Here is a 14,688-nt window from a genome sequence, read left to right on the forward strand (position 1 = left end):
GGTCGTTTCCGTTCAGTCAGCAATCGACGTTTCTGCACTCGGCGATGCATACCCCGGCGCCAGCACTGCATTGCGCACGCCGTAGATGGCGAGGTGGTCCTTCAACCAAAGCCGGTACTCAGGGCCGCGCAGGCTATGGTCGGGGGAGCAGTCCACACTCCATTTGCGCAGGATGTAGCCAGCGGTGGCGGCGCGCAGCTTCATGTGCAGCACGCCGCCTCGCATGCCGTAGTCCATTTCAGTGATTTCTGGCCGGGGCTGATCCGGGTGAGGAACCAGCTCCAGCTCGACGATCCGTGTCCATTGAATGTCCTGATCGCTCATCTCGTGGGGCGCCACGGGCTGCCCCTTGCGCACCACAGGACGCTTGATCCGGGTGATGACGAAATCCCGGAATTCCTGCGATTTGCGGTCGAAGGCGCGGACGTGCCAACGCAGGCCGTTGTCGATCAGCGCGAACGGGACGATCTCCCGCACGGTGCGGCCACTGGAGATGGAGTGGTACTCGATGCCGAGCGGGCATTCGCGGTGGATGGCCCGAGTCACGCTCGCCAGGATGTCCAGGTCAGGGTGGGTGAGCCGGGACGGGCTCTCGCTGGCCACCCAGGCCTTGATGTGCATCGGTTCACCGTCGCCAAAACCCTGCGTCAGCCACGACAACACCCGCTCGGGCGGGAAATCGAAGATCGGCTGGAAGCTCGGGCCGAGGACGTAGAACTTGCCTTTGCCGTCGTAGTCGATATTCCCCGGAGCCAAGTCCTTGTACAGCGCCAAGTCCCTGGATGCGGCGGCGGACTGGATACCAAAGCGCCTGACCAAGTCCTGGCGGCGCATCTCCCCAATGAAGCGCACGCGCAACTCCACGAACGCGAGCCGGTCGCGCTGTGGCTGGGTTAGATCGGCAAGCTGTTCGTGGGGCATCCTGGTTGGCTCGTTCGGGTTAGCGAATGCTTATGCGGATTTCTGCAGAAAGTATATGAGCTGCTTGAAAAGACGTCTATAAATCTAAGTTGGATTTCTAGTGCGCTGCATTATGATAACCATTTTTTGAGGCGCAAATGCAGTGATCTGGCATGGACGAGTAGGTGATGGTCCATCGGATCGCACCAGGAACGCCGTGGAATAGCGTGCATCCAGCAGGCTCCTGCGGACGAAAACTGGTGCGAATAGATCCTTGATAGGGAACAGGAGCACGGCCCATGGAACTGCGACACCTTCGCTGCTTTGTAGCTCTCGCAGAGGAGCTGCACTTCACACGGGCCGCCGAGCGCCTTCATATCGAACAGCCACCCTTGTCCCGCGCCATCAAGGAGCTTGAGGACGACCTGGGCGCGGTGCTCTTCGTGCGCAACCGCCGAGGTACGGTGCTTACCGAGGCGGGCGCAACTTTCCTGCAAGACGTGCGCAGGGTGTTCGCCGCGCTGAAACAGGCTCAGGAGAATGTCCGGGCGGTCGCGGCGGGCCTGAGCGGAAGCCTTCGCATCGCCGTGTCCGATGGCGCAATCGATCCCCGGTTGTCGACCCTCCTGGCCCGCTGCCGCGAGGAGGAGCCGGAGATCGAGATTCGCCTGTCCGAAGTGCCGTTGGCCGAGCAGTTGCGCGGGTTGCGCTCGGGCGACTTCTCGATCGGGTTCGCGCACACGGCGGAGGTCGGCGATGACATCGTGACCGAGCCGCTCTGGCACGACTCGCTGGTGGTCGCGGTGCCCGCCCGGCACCCATTGCTTTCACACAAGGCCGTTCCGCTGCATCAGCTTGCGAGCTACCCACTGGTCTTATGCGATCCGCAGATATGCGAAGGCTGCTACCGCGAACTGGTGCGGCTCCTGCGGCCGCTGGAGCGTGAGCCCGACGTTGTCGAGCATGTGTCTTCGCTGGACATGATGCTTACCCTGGTCGGTGCGGGCTACGGGGTAGGCTTCATCACGGCAACCAGGGTCGCGGCGAGCCCGCGCCCCGATGTGGTGATCCGCCCCCTGGCTATGGATTCCGCGATCATCACGACCTACTTGCTGCGACCTACCAGCGAGAGCATGCCGGTATCGGTGGAGCGGTTCATCGCGCGCCTGCGCGAGCACTCGGGCGATTGATGCGGCGGCAAGGGCCGTAACTGAAGTTCGCGGCCGCTTATGGCGAGCCTTGCGGCTCACTGCCAGAGTTGAGGTTCTTTTCAGTCGCCGCCATCAACTCGCTGGCGCTGATCCCGAGCGCGGTAGCAATTTTCAGTATCAGGGGAAGCGTCGGCACATGCTCCCCGCGTTCGATCTTGCCCATGTGCGAACGCGATATTCCAGCCTGAAATGCAAAGTCGTCTTGAGCGACGCCTTGCGCGACGCGAGCGGCACGAACGGCCCGCCCGAAAGCTAATGCTGGTTCGGATTCATAGGTCGGTGTGCCAGGTGGACGACCTGGCTGAATAGTAAGCTTCTGCATCGACAGAAGCGTCAAACAATCCACTTAAATTAACCACGTTAAACATATAGACGTTAAAGTTCTCTCTTTACTATGATGCTGGTTTGCCCTTGACCTGCTTCGTCGCTTCTGTGGGTTCTCCATGGACAACATCACCAGCCAACCTGCCCACCTCAGGCTTGCGATAGCGCCAGGCGTATCGTCATCTCAGCTTTCGGCGCTGCTCGCGCTGCAACGCGCGCAAGAGCCAGAGGTCAGCATCGCGTTCTTTGAGGTTGCAGGTGACGAGCTGCTTGATGGACTTCGTGAAGGCCGCTATGACGTAGGGGTGTCGCTTCAAGGGTCGAGCGATCCGGCCATCCAAACCCGGCCCTTGTGGATTGAGCACATGGCTGTTGCGATGCCGCTGCGGTTTCCCTTGCTTGACCAGGCAGCGCTCACCGTCGCCGATCTACAGGACTACCCGATCTTTCGCTGGCGGGCTGAGACGTGTTCTCTGCTGGATCATCGGCTGCTCTCGCACCCGCCTGCTGACCAGCAGAATCTTCAGTACGTCACGTCTTTCGAGATGATGGCGCTATGGGTTTCTGCCGGCTACGGTGTCGGGGTATCCGCGCAATCGCGCATCAAGCGCGCCCATGGATGGGGAATCAGCATGCGCCCGCTGGACGACGGTCCCTACGAGATCGTGACGCACCTGCATAGACCCCAAGGGCAAGCGAACTCTGTTTCCGAGCGATTCGAGAGCAGAGCTCTGCATGTAGCACAAGCTCAGGGCGCCTGATACCACTTCGCTTAGGAGCAGGTCGCAGGGCACACAACTCAGTGGCTGCCTGTAGTGTCATTTTCAGAAGACGACTGCACCAGTTGATTGGGCGTAATGGCTGTTGTGCAGCCAGCTCCTGACAGTTCAATATCAGAAGTGATCTGCACCAATCTCGACTATGCTCAATACTCGTGTGCACCAAAGCGAGGTGAGCATGGCGACGGAGGCTCTGTTGCAAAGATTGGCGGCAGTCAGAGGTAGGCTGTCGCTCTGCGCCGATCAGGCGGCTGCTGCGAAATGGTGGTTGAGCATGCCCATGGCCTCCGTCAGCGCCGAGGGCCCAATGCCAAAAGCTCTCTCCACAAGGCGCACCTCGCCCCTGATGCCGGGCTGCAGGCACCAGGGGCGAGCCTGTCCTTTGCGCAGGGCTCGCATGACTTCGAATCCCTTGATCGTGGCATAGGCCGTGGGGATCGATTTGAAACCGCGCACCGGCTTGATCAGTATCTTGAGCTTTCCGTGATCGGCCTCGATCACGTTATTGAGATACTTCACCTGCCGGTGGGCCGTCTCCCGGTCCAGCTTTCCTTCGCGCTTCAATTCGGTGATCGCTGCACCATAGCTCGGCGCTTTGTCGGTATTGAGCGTGGCAGGCTTTTCCCAGTGCTTCAGGCCTCGCAGGGCCTTGCCCAGGAACCGCTTCGCTGCCTTGGCGCTGCGGGTCGGCGACAGGTAGAAATCGATCGTGTCGCCCCGCTTGTCGACTGCCCGGTACAGGTAGGTCCACTTGCCCCGCACCTTGACGTAGGTTTCATCCAGGCGCCAGCTCGGATCAAAGCCACGCCGCCAGAACCAGCGCAGCCGCTTCTCCATCTCCGGGGCGTAGCACTGGACCCAGCGATAGATCGTCGTATGGTCGACCGAAATGCCGCGTTCCGCCAGCATTTCCTCAAGGTCGCGATAGCTGATCGGATAGCGACAATACCAGCGCACCGCCCACAGGATCACATCACCCTGGAAATGGCGCCACTTGAAATCCGTCATCGTTCCGTCCGTCCAATCTCCGCCAAGCATGCTCAAGCTTCACGATTTTTGCAACAGAGCCTCGAGCAAGAGGGGTCACTATGGTCACCAGAGGTTTCACCGGTCGCGGTTCAGGCGACCAGTCCGATCGGATTCCGCCAGGTCAGCATCTGGTGGAGGATTTCCCTGTTCTGTCGGCCGGCCCTACGCCGAGGGTAGAGCCCTCCGACTGGAAATTCACAGTCAAAATTGGTCCGAAGCCCGTCAAAACGTGGAATTGGGGCGAATTCAACACTCTACCAAAGACCCAGGTGACAAAGGATATTCACTGCGTCACCTCTTGGTCCAAACTGGATACCGTTTGGGAGGGTGTACTCATTGAAGACATCCTTGCAGATGCAGAGCTTGATCGGCCTACCGATTTCGTCTTGGCGCACTGCTACGATAATTATTCGACAAACGTCCCTCTGACGGATCTGCTTTCCGGGAAAGCGATGGTCGCCCTCAGTTATGCGGGCAAGCCACTTTCCCGCGATCATGGGGGGCCGGCGCGTCTTCTAGTGCCGCACCTTTACTTCTGGAAATCCGCCAAATGGGTGAATGCGCTGCAATTCACGACGCGTGACGAGGCCGGCTTTTGGGAGCTGCACGGCTATCACATCTACGGCGATCCGTGGCGCGAACAACGATACACCCATGACTGAAAACGAAGCGCAAGTCCGTTCGTGGCAATCATGCGTGATCGACGACATCATCCAGCAAACACCGAGTATCAAGAGCTTCTTCCTTCGGTTGAGCAAGCCGTTCGCGCACACCGCAGGTCAGCACGTCGATATCCGGCTGACCGCGCCCGACGGCTACAGTGCAATGCGCAGCTACTCGATCGCGTCATCGGCAGTTTCGACCCCGATCGTCGAGATAGCTATCGAGCGCATGCCGGATGCCGAAGTTTCGCCGTTTTTTCACGACATCGCGGCGATTGGTGACGAAATCGAAGTTCGCGGTCCGCTCGGTGGCCATTTCCTTTGGCCTGAGCCTGCCATAGATCCGGTTCTGTTGATCGGGGGAGGCTCCGGCCTCGTGCCGTTGATGGCAATGATCCGGCAGCGCCGCGCATTGGCCCAAGCCGTTCCGACAGCGTTGCTCCTGTCCGCACGAACCGCCGAGGACGTTCTCTTCTCAGAAGAACTTCATTGCATCGAAATCAGCGATCCGGCGTTCGTCCTGGCGCTCGCGATTACGCGCGAGAAACCGGTTCGCGCATCGGACTTTGCGCGACGGATCGACGGCATGATGGTCCAAGAAATTCTAACCAGGCTTCAGGGAAAGCCGACGCAAGTGTTCGTCTGCGGGTCTAACGGATTCGTCAACATCGCAACCGATAGCGCGCTGCTGGCGGGCTTGGACGCCTCCATCATCAAGACGGAGCGCTACGGGGGCTAGCGGCGCGAGCTATCTCACGTCGCGCCGATCGTAGACGTGCGCCCTGGGAAGCTTTGGCGATCAACGTGAACCGTTTTGCCGAACACAGTCTTCGTACCCCCCGGCCTCTAGAACGCCTTCGCTCGCGATACCTGGCTCGACATCAAGCTCAATTTGAAAGTTCCTGCACTATCCGTCGTCCTGATATGCTCGACCAGCATGATGGGCGATTCGAGCGGGACCGCTTCCGTCCCAATCGAGGCTCGGTTACCTTAGAGCATCGGCTCGGCGCTACAGGAGGCGCGTGCGGCCTCTGCCTGGCGGTGAAAGCACTTTGGGCCATGTCGCCTGGATAGCGGCCAATCGTCAGCATCTGCTCCGATGTCGGCCAAGGTGCAGTCGCCATCTTTGAACGCCGCGAATTGGAGATCAACGCCATGACAGCGATCCGCGTGCAACTGCCGGAGATGCAATATGACAACTGATGTATTGCTGTACACCACGAATTGGTGCCCGTTCTGCCGCCGAGCGAAGGCGCTCCTCAAGGAAAAGGGCGTGCGATGGAAGGAGCTCGATATTGAGGCGGATCCGGCTCACCGGCAGGCCATGGCGGAAGCGTCGGGGCGAAGCTCCGTGCCGCAGATCTTCATCAATGGCACCCTTATCGGTGGCTCCGATGAGCTATTCGCGCTCGATGTCAGAGGCGAGCTCGACAAACTTCTCGGGCGCAACCCGCCTGCCACCTGAGGAGGTGCGGCTTGGGGCAGCCAGCCCGCGAGCCTTCGCCGGTTGATGAATACAAAAGGAGAGTCCGTTGGTCTCAGCCATCTGGAAAGACACTACTATCGCCACAAGCGACGAAACAGTCATCGTCGAGGGAAATCACTACTTCCCACCGTCAGGAGTCGACCTGAGCCTGCTTGAGATGAGCCCGCACACATCTGTCTGTCCGATCAAAGGCGCCGCGCGCTTCTTTCATGTTCGCGCGGGTGACGCGCTCAACGTGAACGCCGCTTGGACCTATCCCGCCCCCACTCCGGATGCCGAGGGTATCCGGGATTACATCGCTTTCTGGAAAGGCGTGGACGTTGCCTAGCAGACTGGACGGACGACTTCGCTGATAGCCATGCGGGCGCCGACATCTCAATTATCCTGCCCACCCCGGGCCTCGTCGGCTGCAGGAATCTGCCCGGCACCTTAGCGCGACCCGGCACTGGCGGTCTCGCACCCGCCGCGCCTCTGTTCTATCAATAAGGATGGATGACATGGAGCATTCCGAGTTCGATGCCGCTTTCGCGAAGCTTGCGGAGGGATACAGAGAAGGGACTTATGAAGGCCGGCGTTTCAGCTTGATCGTCCGGCGATCTGGGGACGGACGTCGCAACAGTCTGTTCGCCAGGGAGTTGGACGGGACTGACATTGTCAGCTTCAACCTCTTCCGCGTTACATCAGACAGGACATTGTTGAAGCCGTGCGAAATGTCCGCCGAAAAGGTCGTAGCGTTCGTGCTGGAGTTCCGACCGGACACCTGACGGGCAGAAGAAGATCCCGGCCAACCGGCGCGCCTGCGACGGCCGGCTATCTAAGGCTGCGCAAGCCTATAGCCGCAGCTCATTGCACTTCGTCTGGCGAGGAATTCAACATCGATACGTCGCCATCCGCGGGGATATCGGTACAGGCGCCCGTGTAAGCCAGATTGAGAAATCCTAAGCGATGACTAACACCAATGACGCCACCCTTCCGACACATTCTATTCTTGAGGAATGCACAGCGATGGCTCCACTAACGCTCTTCACTTATTTATTTAAAATTTAGCGTCGTAAAAAGACAATTAAGTATTTTTAGATAATGCTTGGAATCAATTCAATTCATCAAGTTTTAAAAAATAATTCCTTTTGTCAGGTCTATCATTTTTTAAATGCTGTAAAAATATTTTAGCAGTTTCCTCCGATGCATCCTCTCTTAGGCAACGTTCAACAAAGGATATATCTACAAATTCATCTGCTAACCCAGCACGGCCAAGATCTAAAAAATAAATTTCATTGAATTTATCTATAAAAATATTACTATCCGTGATATCGCCATGAGAAAAAACCAATCTTTCTTCAACACGAGTCTCAGTTAACTCATTCCATAGACTTAGGTAAGTTTTATGCTCTCCCCATAATTCAGCGTCAAAATCATCTTGATCTATATCGTCAAGGAGTTGGTTATCAATAAAAAATTTTGACTCTTTTAACCGATGATCAATGTTTGAAATAAATGGACAATCAATAATAGCAATTGAATTTAACAGATTGAGTGCCTCCTTATAGATAGCAAGTAATTCTTGGTCTGTTAAAAAAAGCGCTGAAATTGGTTTTGCATTGATCGCTTTAGTGATCATGAATTCAAACTGCTCATCCTGAAAAGTCATGATGAGTTCAGGCACCTTTAATTTCTCAGAGAGCCAACTCAACATTTTCGCTTCGCGAGAGACACTGTATGTGGTCTCTGTATATAAAGTGCTAGATCGCTTAAGAAAAAAAGTTTCATTATTTCGATTAAAAGAATAAACATCCGATGGTGACTGACCAATTTTATTTGGCTCTAAAACACTGTTTCCAATAAATTGTTGAATAATATTGGGCAATTCCATCAAGTTTTCCTTTTATTCAGCATTAAAAACCCCGCAAATGCGAGGCCTAGTAAATAGATCTCTGTACACGACAAAAATAGATAACTCATTGAAATAATGTCACAATAATTGTTTTCTAACGACGAATACTATGACACATCTCAATGAGTTATATCATATCTTAAACAAATCTCTAAAATGGAACAAGTCACATTTAAAGTGCTTTACGCTCATCATGCTTGTGATCATTTTAAAGCAAACATGTAATCTTTCTTCTGCATCTAAAGCCTTGCCCATCAAGTGCTTACCACAATCATTTTATCGACGTATGCAGCGCTTCTTTGCAGGTCAGTATTTTGATTATCGTCAAATTTCTCAGTTGATTTTCAATATGTTTTCATTCGACCAAGTGCAACTGACTTTAGATAGAACCAATTGGAAATGGGGAAAACGAAATATTAATATCCTGATGCTCGCAATCGTTTATCGTGGAATAGCGATACCTATCCTTTGGACATTGCTTAATAAACGTGGAAATTCAGATACGAAAGAGCGCATTGCTTTGATTCAACGCTTTATAGCCATTTTTGGTAAAGACCGTATTGTGAATGTGTTCGCAGACAGAGAGTTTATCGGTGAGCAGTGGTTTACATGGTTAATTGAACAAGACATCAACTTCTGCATTCGTGTTAAAAAAACTTCATTGTCACCAATCATTTAGGAAAGAATCATAAAATTAGTGATTTATTTCGCCATCTTAAAGTTGGTCAAATTGAATGTCGTAAACGACGGATTTTGGTTGGTCGGGTGAAACTATATATAAGTGCACTACAGTTAGAAAATGGAGAGCTTTTACTCGTCGTTTCTCCTCAGTTTAATGCCAATGCTATTCAGGATTATGCATTACGCTGGGAAATTGAAACCTTATTCAGTTGTCTCAAAGGACGCGGGTCGACTGCCCTGCTGCGTAACATCGTTGCTGCTCCATAACATCAAACATCGACCCACGGCGTAACGCGCTTGCTGCTTGGATGCCCGAGGCATAGACTGTACAAAAAAACAGTCATAACAAGCCATGAAAACCGCCACTGCGCCGTTACCACCGCTGCGTTCGGTCAAGGTTCTGGACCAGTTGCGTGAGCGCATACGCTACTTGCATTACAGTTTACGAACCGAACAGGCTTATGTCCACTGGGTTCGTGCCTTCATCCGTTTCCACGGTGTGCGTCACCCGGCAACCTTGGGCAGCAGCGAAGTCGAGGCATTTCTGTCCTGGCTGGCGAACGAGCGCAAGGTTTCGGTCTCCACGCATCGTCAGGCATTGGCGGCCTTGCTGTTCTTCTACGGCAAGGTGCTGTGCACGGATCTGCCCTGGCAGGGCATCAACGAAGACCAGAACCTGGGCATCGCCATCACCCGCCGTGCGCTGGAAGCCCCGCTGCGCGCCATCGTGGCCAACGCCGGTGAAGAACCGAGCGTGATCGTGGCCAACGTCAAGGCCGGCGAAGGCAGCTACGGCTACAACGCCGCCACCGGCGAGTTCGGCGACATGATCGCCATGGGCATCCTGGACCCGACCAAGGTGACCCGCTCGGCCCTGCAGCACGCCGCTTCCGTCGCCGGCCTTGCGATCACGACCGAAGTGGTCGTGGCCGAAGTGCCGAAGAAGGAAGAGCCGGCCATGCCGGGTGCTGGCGGTATGGGCGGCATGGGCGGCATGGATTTCTGATCCGGTTGGCCCGGTCGTCAGGGAACCGGACCGCGCCAGCGCGGTCCGATCCCGGCAACGACCCGACATCAAGGCCCCAAGGACGGGGCCGGAGCCCGGCAGCGATGCCGGGCTTTTTGTTGTGCCCGCGCCGCGGCAATGTCTGACGCGAAGATCAGAACGCACCGATACGAACGTGCGAACACAGGCGCAACACTGAGCAGCCGTCCCCGCACCGGAGCGCTGCGTGCCGCGCCTCGCCACATCCCGGCGGCAAGCCGCGGGATGCGCGCCACTGCCGTCCGCCCACACCGGTTCGCGGTACGCGCGCCACGCGCCCGAGCGCACGCTGCTGTACGCGTTGGTAGAGGCGCACTACCCGGACTTCATTGCACGGATCGAAGCGGAGGGCCGCTCGCTGCCCGGGTATGTCCGCGAGGCGTTCGATGCCTACCTGCGTTGCGGCGTACTCGAGCACGGCTTCCTGCGGGTGGTGTGCGAGCACTGCCGTGCAGAGAGGCTGGTGGCCTTCTCCTGCAAGAAGCGCGGGTTCTGCCCGAGTTGCGGCGCGCGACGCATGGCCGAGAGTGCGCGGCACCTGGTCGAGGAGGTGTTCGGCCCGCGGCCTGTGCGGCAATGGGTGCTGAGCTTTCCGTACCCCTTGCGTTTCCTGTTCGCCAGCAAGCCAGAAGCCATTGGCCCGGTGCTGGGCATCGTGCAGCGCGTGATCGCCGGCTGGTTGGCCGATCAAGCCGGCATCGACCGCGCCAGCGCCCAGTGCGGCGCGGTGACGCTGATCCAGCGTTTCGGCAGCGCGCTGAACCTGAACATCCACTTCCACATGCTGTGGCTCGACGGCGTGTACGTGGAAGCCACCGAGCTGCCGCGGCGCGAACTGCGCCTGCACCGCGCCCGTGCGCCCACCACCGCGCAGTTGACCCAGCTGGCAGCTACCATCGCGCACCGGGTGTGTCGGCACCTGACGCGCAAAGGCTGGCTCGAAGGGGAGGGCGAATCGGCCTTCCTGGCAGACAGCGCTGCAGGCGACGACAGCATGGATGGGCTGCGGATGAGTTCGATCACCTACCGCATCGCCACCGGCCGCGACGCTGGCTGCAAGGTCGTCACGCTGCAAACGCTGCCCGGTGACGCCGGTTCGCTGGAGGGCGAAGCCGGCAAGGTCGGCGGCTTCTCACTGCATGCCGGCGTGGCGGCCGAAGCACACGAAAGCCACAAGCTGGAAAAGCTGTGCCGCTACATCACGCGCCCGGCGATCAGCGAGAAGCGGCTGTCGATAGCGCTCCAGGGCAGGGTGCGTTACCAGCTCAAGACCCCGTGGCGCAATGGCACCACGCATGTGGAATGGGATCCGGTGGATTTCATCGCCAAGCTGGCGGCGTTGGTCCCGCCACCTCGCGCGCATCTCACCCGCTTCCACGGCGTATTCGCCCCGAATGCAAACCTGCGTGCGCAGCTGACGCCCTCGGGGCGCGGCAAGCGGCCTGCGGGCGATGCGGCGCCAGTGGACGTCAGCGCCCACGACGCGCCGCGCAGCCCCGAGGAGAAGCGCCGTGCGATGAGCTGGGCGCAACGGCTCAAGCGGGTCTTTTCCATCGACGTCACCGCCTGCGTCCACTGCGGTGGCACCGTGCGGATCGTCGCCAGCATCGAGGAACCCACCGCCATCCGCGCCATCCTCGCCCACTTCGAGAAGCACGGCGCGCGGGAAGAAGCGCACTACAGGCCCGCAGCGCGCGCGCCGCCAGTGCAAGCCGCGTGACGATCTGCCGGCTGCACAGCCGACGGCGAAACCGGAATCCGAGCCGATGCGGCCACGATCCGCAGGGCGGCGCTCGGCCCGCTGTCGGGAATCAGCGAAGCATGGCTGCTGACAACGCCGCTGCGTGGCCCCGCGATGCCGAAATCCCACTCACAGACGTCCGATCCGTGCCCAAAACGGGGCTTGCGCGACCGCCGCCTACCCAGCAGACTGCCCGAAAAGGGCGTTTGAACTTCCTATACGCAAGGAACGTCTCGCCTGCCAAATCGGGCCATGTGACGGCTGACCGCTTGGCGAGCGGATGCCGTTCCGGTAGCACCGCCAAGAGCGGTTCGGTCCATGTGCGACGGGAATGGCAGTCGGGTGGTTGGGGCGTGCCCGCGACGAACGCCACGTCCAACCTGCCGGCGCGAAGCTGCACCACCGCTTCACGGGCCGGGCCTTCGGCGATCTCGACTTCAACATCGGGGTAATCCTTGCGGTATTGGCCGATCAGCTTTGCGAGGAAGCTATGCGGAATCAGGGCATGGATACCGATACGAAGCCGGCCGCTTTCTCCGGCTGCCGCCATGCCGGCGGTTTTCACCGCATGGTCGAGTTGGTCAATACCTACGGCTATCCGCTCGACGAAATGGCGTCCGGCCTCGGTCAGCCGAACGCCGCGCGCATGACGCTCGAACAAGAGGATGCCGAGGTCTTCTTCCAGTGCCTTCACGCGGGCGCTGACGCTGGACTGTGCAACGCCGAGCGCGTTGGCGGCGTGACGGAAGTTGAGATATTCGGCGACAGCGAGAGTGTGAACTAAGGTCATCATTGGCACTCGCCCCGAAAGGAGATGATTGCTCAACAGATTTAATCCGTCATTTCTCCTAAGTCTACGCATGCCAAATCGCCATGACTAAATCACAATGAAGTTGCGAATGGTCTGCGTAGTATTGGCAGACATATTAAATAGAGGATCGCGCCGACAATCCAAACCCAACCGTTCCATGCCCCGGCGGTGGCAGAATAGAGTGCTGTGAAGCCAAGCGGTCCTGCGATAGAGCTTAGATTGGTGAGGCTCGTTAGCGTTCCTTGCAAAGCCCCTTGCTTGTTACTGCTGACATTGTTTGAGAGCATTGCCTGCAAGGCCGGCATGCCAACACCCCCGGCGGCAAGCAGCAACAGAATCGGGAACACCATCCATCCCTGCGTGGCAAAAGCCAGAAGAACGAAGCCAGTCGCATCCGCAGCCATGCCAAACAGCAGCGTGCGCCGCTCTCCAAGCCGGCTTGAAAGCGGGCCGGTAACAAACGCTTGGAAGATCGCATGTGTTGCCCCAAACGCCGCGAGCGACAAACCAACGGTCGCGGTGTTCCACTGAAAACGGTCCTCGCCATATATGACCCATAGGGCTGCAGGCACTTGGCCGATCAGTTGAATAATGAAGAAAACTGCGAAAAGCGCACCTAGCCCGCGCAATGCATCATCCAGCCGTAACAGAACGAATGGTTTGATGCGAACCGGCTTTCCGGTCCCGCCATGGCTGTGATGAGTCTCCTTGAGGAAAATGCAGGCAAGCAGGAACGCGAACCCGTTGAGAAGGGCGGCGGCGATAAACGGGGCATGAGCAGAGATACCACCGAGCATGCCACCAAGTGCTGGCCCGGCAATCATGCCCGCCCCATAACAGGCCCCCATGTAGCCGAACCAGCGTGCGCGAGAACCTTCCCCCGTCGAATCGGCAATGGTTGAGGCTGCTACAGCTCCGGTTGCGCCCGTGACGCCGGACACGAGTCGGCCGATATAGAGCACCCATAAGACCGGCGCTGATGCCATAATCGTGTAATCGACTGCGGCTCCTGCAAGAGAAGCCAGAAGTACCGGACGCCGACCGTAAGAATCCGAAAGCTGTCCAAGCATGGGCGCGAAGACGACCTGCATCAATGCATAGAGCGACAGCAAGGCACCATAGTGTCCAGCGACCTGCTCTGCTGGCACAAGCTCACGCAGAAGCGTCGGAAGGACGGGCATGATGAGGCCGAGACCCATGGCGTCAAGACCCACGATCAGCAGGGCAATGATGGCAGAGCTGCGCACCTGAAACTCCAGCGCCGCTCAATGGAGCGACTTTATCAACGATAAGGAGATGGACATATAACTTATCGGTGATAAATTGTCAAGCACTGGCGAAGGAACGTGAATGACCAAACTGGACAAGGGCACCGTGATCGCGGCGGCGCTAGAGCTGTTGAACGAGGTTGGCATGGACAGCCTGACGACGCGGAAGCTCGCTGAACGCCTCAAGGTTCAGCAGCCTGCGCTTTACTGGCATTTCCAGAACAAGCGAGCGCTGCTTGATGCGCTCGCCGAGGCGATGCTGGCGGAACGCCATACCCGCTCGCTACCCGAAGAGAATGAGGACTGGCGGGTGTTCCTGAAAGAGAATGCCCTGAGCTTCAGAACGGCGTTGCTCTCTTATCGGGACGGCGCGCGTATCCATGCCGGCACTCGACCGACAGAACCGAATTTTGGCACCGCCGAGACGCAAATACGCTTTCTCTGCGCGGAGGGCTTTTGTCCGAAGCGCGCCGTTTGGGCGCTCCGGGCGGTCAGTCACTATGTGGTCGGTTCCGTTCTCGAGCAGCAGGCATCTGATGCCGATGAGAGAGTTCCGGACAGGCCAGATGTGTCCGAGCAAGCACCGTCGTCCTTCCTGCACGATCTGTTTCACGAGTTGGAAACAGACGGCATGGATGCTGCGTTCAACTTCGGACTCGACAGCCTCATCGCTGGTTTCGAGCGGCTGCGTTCATCTACAACAGATTAGAGGCTTATGCCCCTTTGCCGCCCCAACTGCCACGACACCGATCCGCTTTGCACGATGCCCATGACCTCACGGCCGAGCTGGCGGTCGATGACCGGCCGCCACGGGACAAGGGAAATGAGCGGTATCTTGCCAGACAGGATACCGCCATTCA

The 14,688-nt window shown here is 57.7% G+C and carries 15 protein-coding genes and 5 pseudogenes; 13 read left to right on the top strand and 7 right to left on the bottom strand.

The annotated features are described in order from the left end of the window. Positions 1–12: 12 nt before the first annotated feature. Positions 13–921, bottom strand: coding sequence for a WYL domain-containing protein (locus WG219_15005; GenBank protein ID WXL24622.1), 909 nt, complete (start codon positions 919–921; stop codon positions 13–15). A gap of 278 nt (positions 922–1,199) precedes the next feature. On the opposite strand from WG219_15005, the gene WG219_15010 reads away from it, so the two are divergent. Next, positions 1,200–2,090 (top strand): LysR family transcriptional regulator, encoded by an 891-nt coding sequence (locus tag WG219_15010; protein WXL24623.1) that lies wholly within the window; start codon positions 1,200–1,202, stop codon positions 2,088–2,090. A 37-nt stretch (positions 2,091–2,127) separates the two neighbouring features. Here WG219_15010 and WG219_15015 read toward each other — a convergent pair whose 3' ends face one another. After that, entirely contained in the window at positions 2,128–2,433 is a 306-nt protein-coding gene (locus tag WG219_15015; GenBank protein WXL24624.1) for a helix-turn-helix transcriptional regulator, read from the bottom strand. Positions 2,434–2,554: 121 nt separating this feature from the next. On the opposite strand from WG219_15015, the gene WG219_15020 reads away from it, so the two are divergent. Both WG219_15020 and WG219_15025 read left to right on the top strand, forming a co-directional pair. Further along, complete coding sequence (locus WG219_15020) at positions 2,555–3,196, top strand: substrate-binding domain-containing protein (GenBank protein WXL24625.1); 642 nt, start codon at positions 2,555–2,557, stop codon at positions 3,194–3,196. A gap of 56 nt (positions 3,197–3,252) precedes the next feature. After that, a pseudogene (locus tag WG219_15025) lies at positions 3,253–3,318 on the top strand (hypothetical protein). 139 nt (positions 3,319–3,457) lie between these two features. On the opposite strand, the gene WG219_15030 reads toward WG219_15025, so the two are convergent. Beyond that, positions 3,458–4,222 carry an IS6-like element IS6100 family transposase gene (locus WG219_15030; protein WXL24626.1) on the bottom strand — a complete coding sequence of 255 codons (765 nt, stop codon included), beginning with the start codon at positions 4,220–4,222 and terminating at the stop codon, positions 3,458–3,460. An 80-nt stretch (positions 4,223–4,302) separates the two neighbouring features. On the opposite strand from WG219_15030, the gene WG219_15035 reads away from it, so the two are divergent. The 5 genes from WG219_15035 to WG219_15055 all read left to right on the top strand — a co-directional run bounded on the left by WG219_15035 (position 4,303) and on the right by WG219_15055 (position 7,155). Beyond that, complete coding sequence (locus WG219_15035) at positions 4,303–4,905, top strand: sulfite oxidase-like oxidoreductase (protein ID WXL24627.1); 603 nt, start codon at positions 4,303–4,305, stop codon at positions 4,903–4,905. Beyond that, positions 4,898–5,644: a ferredoxin reductase gene (locus WG219_15040; protein ID WXL24628.1), complete on the top strand. Its 747-nt coding sequence runs from the start codon at positions 4,898–4,900 to the stop codon at positions 5,642–5,644. The genes WG219_15035 and WG219_15040 overlap by 8 nt, the downstream gene beginning before the upstream one ends. A gap of 453 nt (positions 5,645–6,097) precedes the next feature. Beyond that, positions 6,098–6,370 (top strand): glutaredoxin 3, encoded by a 273-nt coding sequence (grxC, locus tag WG219_15045; GenBank protein WXL24629.1) that lies wholly within the window; start codon positions 6,098–6,100, stop codon positions 6,368–6,370. 67 nt (positions 6,371–6,437) lie between these two features. Further along, positions 6,438–6,719: a DUF427 domain-containing protein gene (locus WG219_15050; protein ID WXL24630.1), complete on the top strand. Its 282-nt coding sequence runs from the start codon at positions 6,438–6,440 to the stop codon at positions 6,717–6,719. A 169-nt stretch (positions 6,720–6,888) separates the two neighbouring features. Further along, complete coding sequence (locus WG219_15055) at positions 6,889–7,155, top strand: hypothetical protein (protein ID WXL24631.1); 267 nt, start codon at positions 6,889–6,891, stop codon at positions 7,153–7,155. 326 nt (positions 7,156–7,481) lie between these two features. Here WG219_15055 and WG219_15060 read toward each other — a convergent pair whose 3' ends face one another. Next, positions 7,482–8,261, bottom strand: a complete 780-nt coding sequence (locus WG219_15060) for an APH(3')-VI family aminoglycoside O-phosphotransferase (protein WXL24632.1) — start codon at positions 8,259–8,261, stop codon at positions 7,482–7,484. A 130-nt stretch (positions 8,262–8,391) separates the two neighbouring features. On the opposite strand from WG219_15060, the pseudogene WG219_15065 reads away from it, so the two are divergent. From WG219_15065 to WG219_15080, 4 genes and pseudogenes are all read left to right on the top strand, one after another. Further along, a pseudogene (locus WG219_15065) lies at positions 8,392–9,191 on the top strand (IS4-like element ISAba1 family transposase). Between the two features lie 124 nt (positions 9,192–9,315). After that, positions 9,316–9,615: pseudogene (intI1, locus tag WG219_15070) on the top strand (class 1 integron integrase IntI1). Between the two features lie 3 nt (positions 9,616–9,618). After that, a pseudogene (locus tag WG219_15075) lies at positions 9,619–9,969 on the top strand (TCP-1/cpn60 chaperonin family protein). 274 nt (positions 9,970–10,243) lie between these two features. After that, positions 10,244–11,728 carry an IS91 family transposase gene (locus WG219_15080; protein WXL28016.1) on the top strand — a complete coding sequence of 495 codons (1,485 nt, stop codon included), beginning with the start codon at positions 10,244–10,246 and terminating at the stop codon, positions 11,726–11,728. Positions 11,729–11,819: 91 nt separating this feature from the next. Here the strand turns inward: WG219_15080 and WG219_15085 are convergent, their stop codons facing one another. After that, complete coding sequence (locus tag WG219_15085) at positions 11,820–12,611, bottom strand: LysR family transcriptional regulator (GenBank protein ID WXL24633.1); 792 nt, start codon at positions 12,609–12,611, stop codon at positions 11,820–11,822. A gap of 20 nt (positions 12,612–12,631) precedes the next feature. Continuing rightward, complete coding sequence (tet(G), locus tag WG219_15090; protein ID WXL24634.1) at positions 12,632–13,807, bottom strand: tetracycline efflux MFS transporter Tet(G); 1,176 nt, start codon at positions 13,805–13,807, stop codon at positions 12,632–12,634. Positions 13,808–13,910: 103 nt separating this feature from the next. Between tet(G) and tetR(G) the strand changes: the two genes are divergently transcribed. Next, positions 13,911–14,537 carry a tetracycline resistance transcriptional repressor TetR(G) gene (gene tetR(G), locus WG219_15095; GenBank protein ID WXL24635.1) on the top strand — a complete coding sequence of 209 codons (627 nt, stop codon included), beginning with the start codon at positions 13,911–13,913 and terminating at the stop codon, positions 14,535–14,537. Here the strand turns inward: tetR(G) and WG219_15100 are convergent. Next, positions 14,534–14,650, bottom strand: a pseudogene (locus WG219_15100) (DUF3363 domain-containing protein). The gene tetR(G) and the pseudogene WG219_15100 sit on opposite strands and share 4 nt — an antisense overlap. Positions 14,651–14,688: the final 38 nt, after the last annotated feature.

It is taken from the genome of Pseudomonas mendocina, from assembly GCA_037482215.1.
Classification (GTDB): Bacteria; Pseudomonadota; Gammaproteobacteria; order Pseudomonadales; family Pseudomonadaceae; genus Aquipseudomonas; species Aquipseudomonas mendocina_E.

Excerpts from the sequence above, each read along its gene's own strand:
- WG219_15005 (WXL24622.1), bottom strand. The coding sequence starts at position 921 with ATGCCCCACGAACAGCTTGCCGATCTAACCCAGCCACAGCGCGACCGG.
- WG219_15010 (WXL24623.1), top strand. The coding sequence starts at position 1,200 with ATGGAACTGCGACACCTTCGCTGCTTTGTAGCTCTCGCAGAGGAGCTG.
- WG219_15015 (WXL24624.1), bottom strand. The coding sequence starts at position 2,433 with ATGCAGAAGCTTACTATTCAGCCAGGTCGTCCACCTGGCACACCGACC.
- WG219_15020 (WXL24625.1), top strand. The coding sequence starts at position 2,555 with ATGGACAACATCACCAGCCAACCTGCCCACCTCAGGCTTGCGATAGCG.
- WG219_15030 (WXL24626.1), bottom strand. The coding sequence starts at position 4,222 with ATGACGGATTTCAAGTGGCGCCATTTCCAGGGTGATGTGATCCTGTGG.
- WG219_15035 (WXL24627.1), top strand. The coding sequence starts at position 4,303 with ATGGTCACCAGAGGTTTCACCGGTCGCGGTTCAGGCGACCAGTCCGAT.
- WG219_15040 (WXL24628.1), top strand. The coding sequence starts at position 4,898 with ATGACTGAAAACGAAGCGCAAGTCCGTTCGTGGCAATCATGCGTGATC.
- grxC (WXL24629.1), top strand. The coding sequence starts at position 6,098 with ATGACAACTGATGTATTGCTGTACACCACGAATTGGTGCCCGTTCTGC.
- WG219_15055 (WXL24631.1), top strand. The coding sequence starts at position 6,889 with ATGGAGCATTCCGAGTTCGATGCCGCTTTCGCGAAGCTTGCGGAGGGA.
- WG219_15060 (WXL24632.1), bottom strand. The coding sequence starts at position 8,261 with ATGGAATTGCCCAATATTATTCAACAATTTATTGGAAACAGTGTTTTA.
- WG219_15085 (WXL24633.1), bottom strand. The coding sequence starts at position 12,611 with ATGCGTAGACTTAGGAGAAATGACGGATTAAATCTGTTGAGCAATCAT.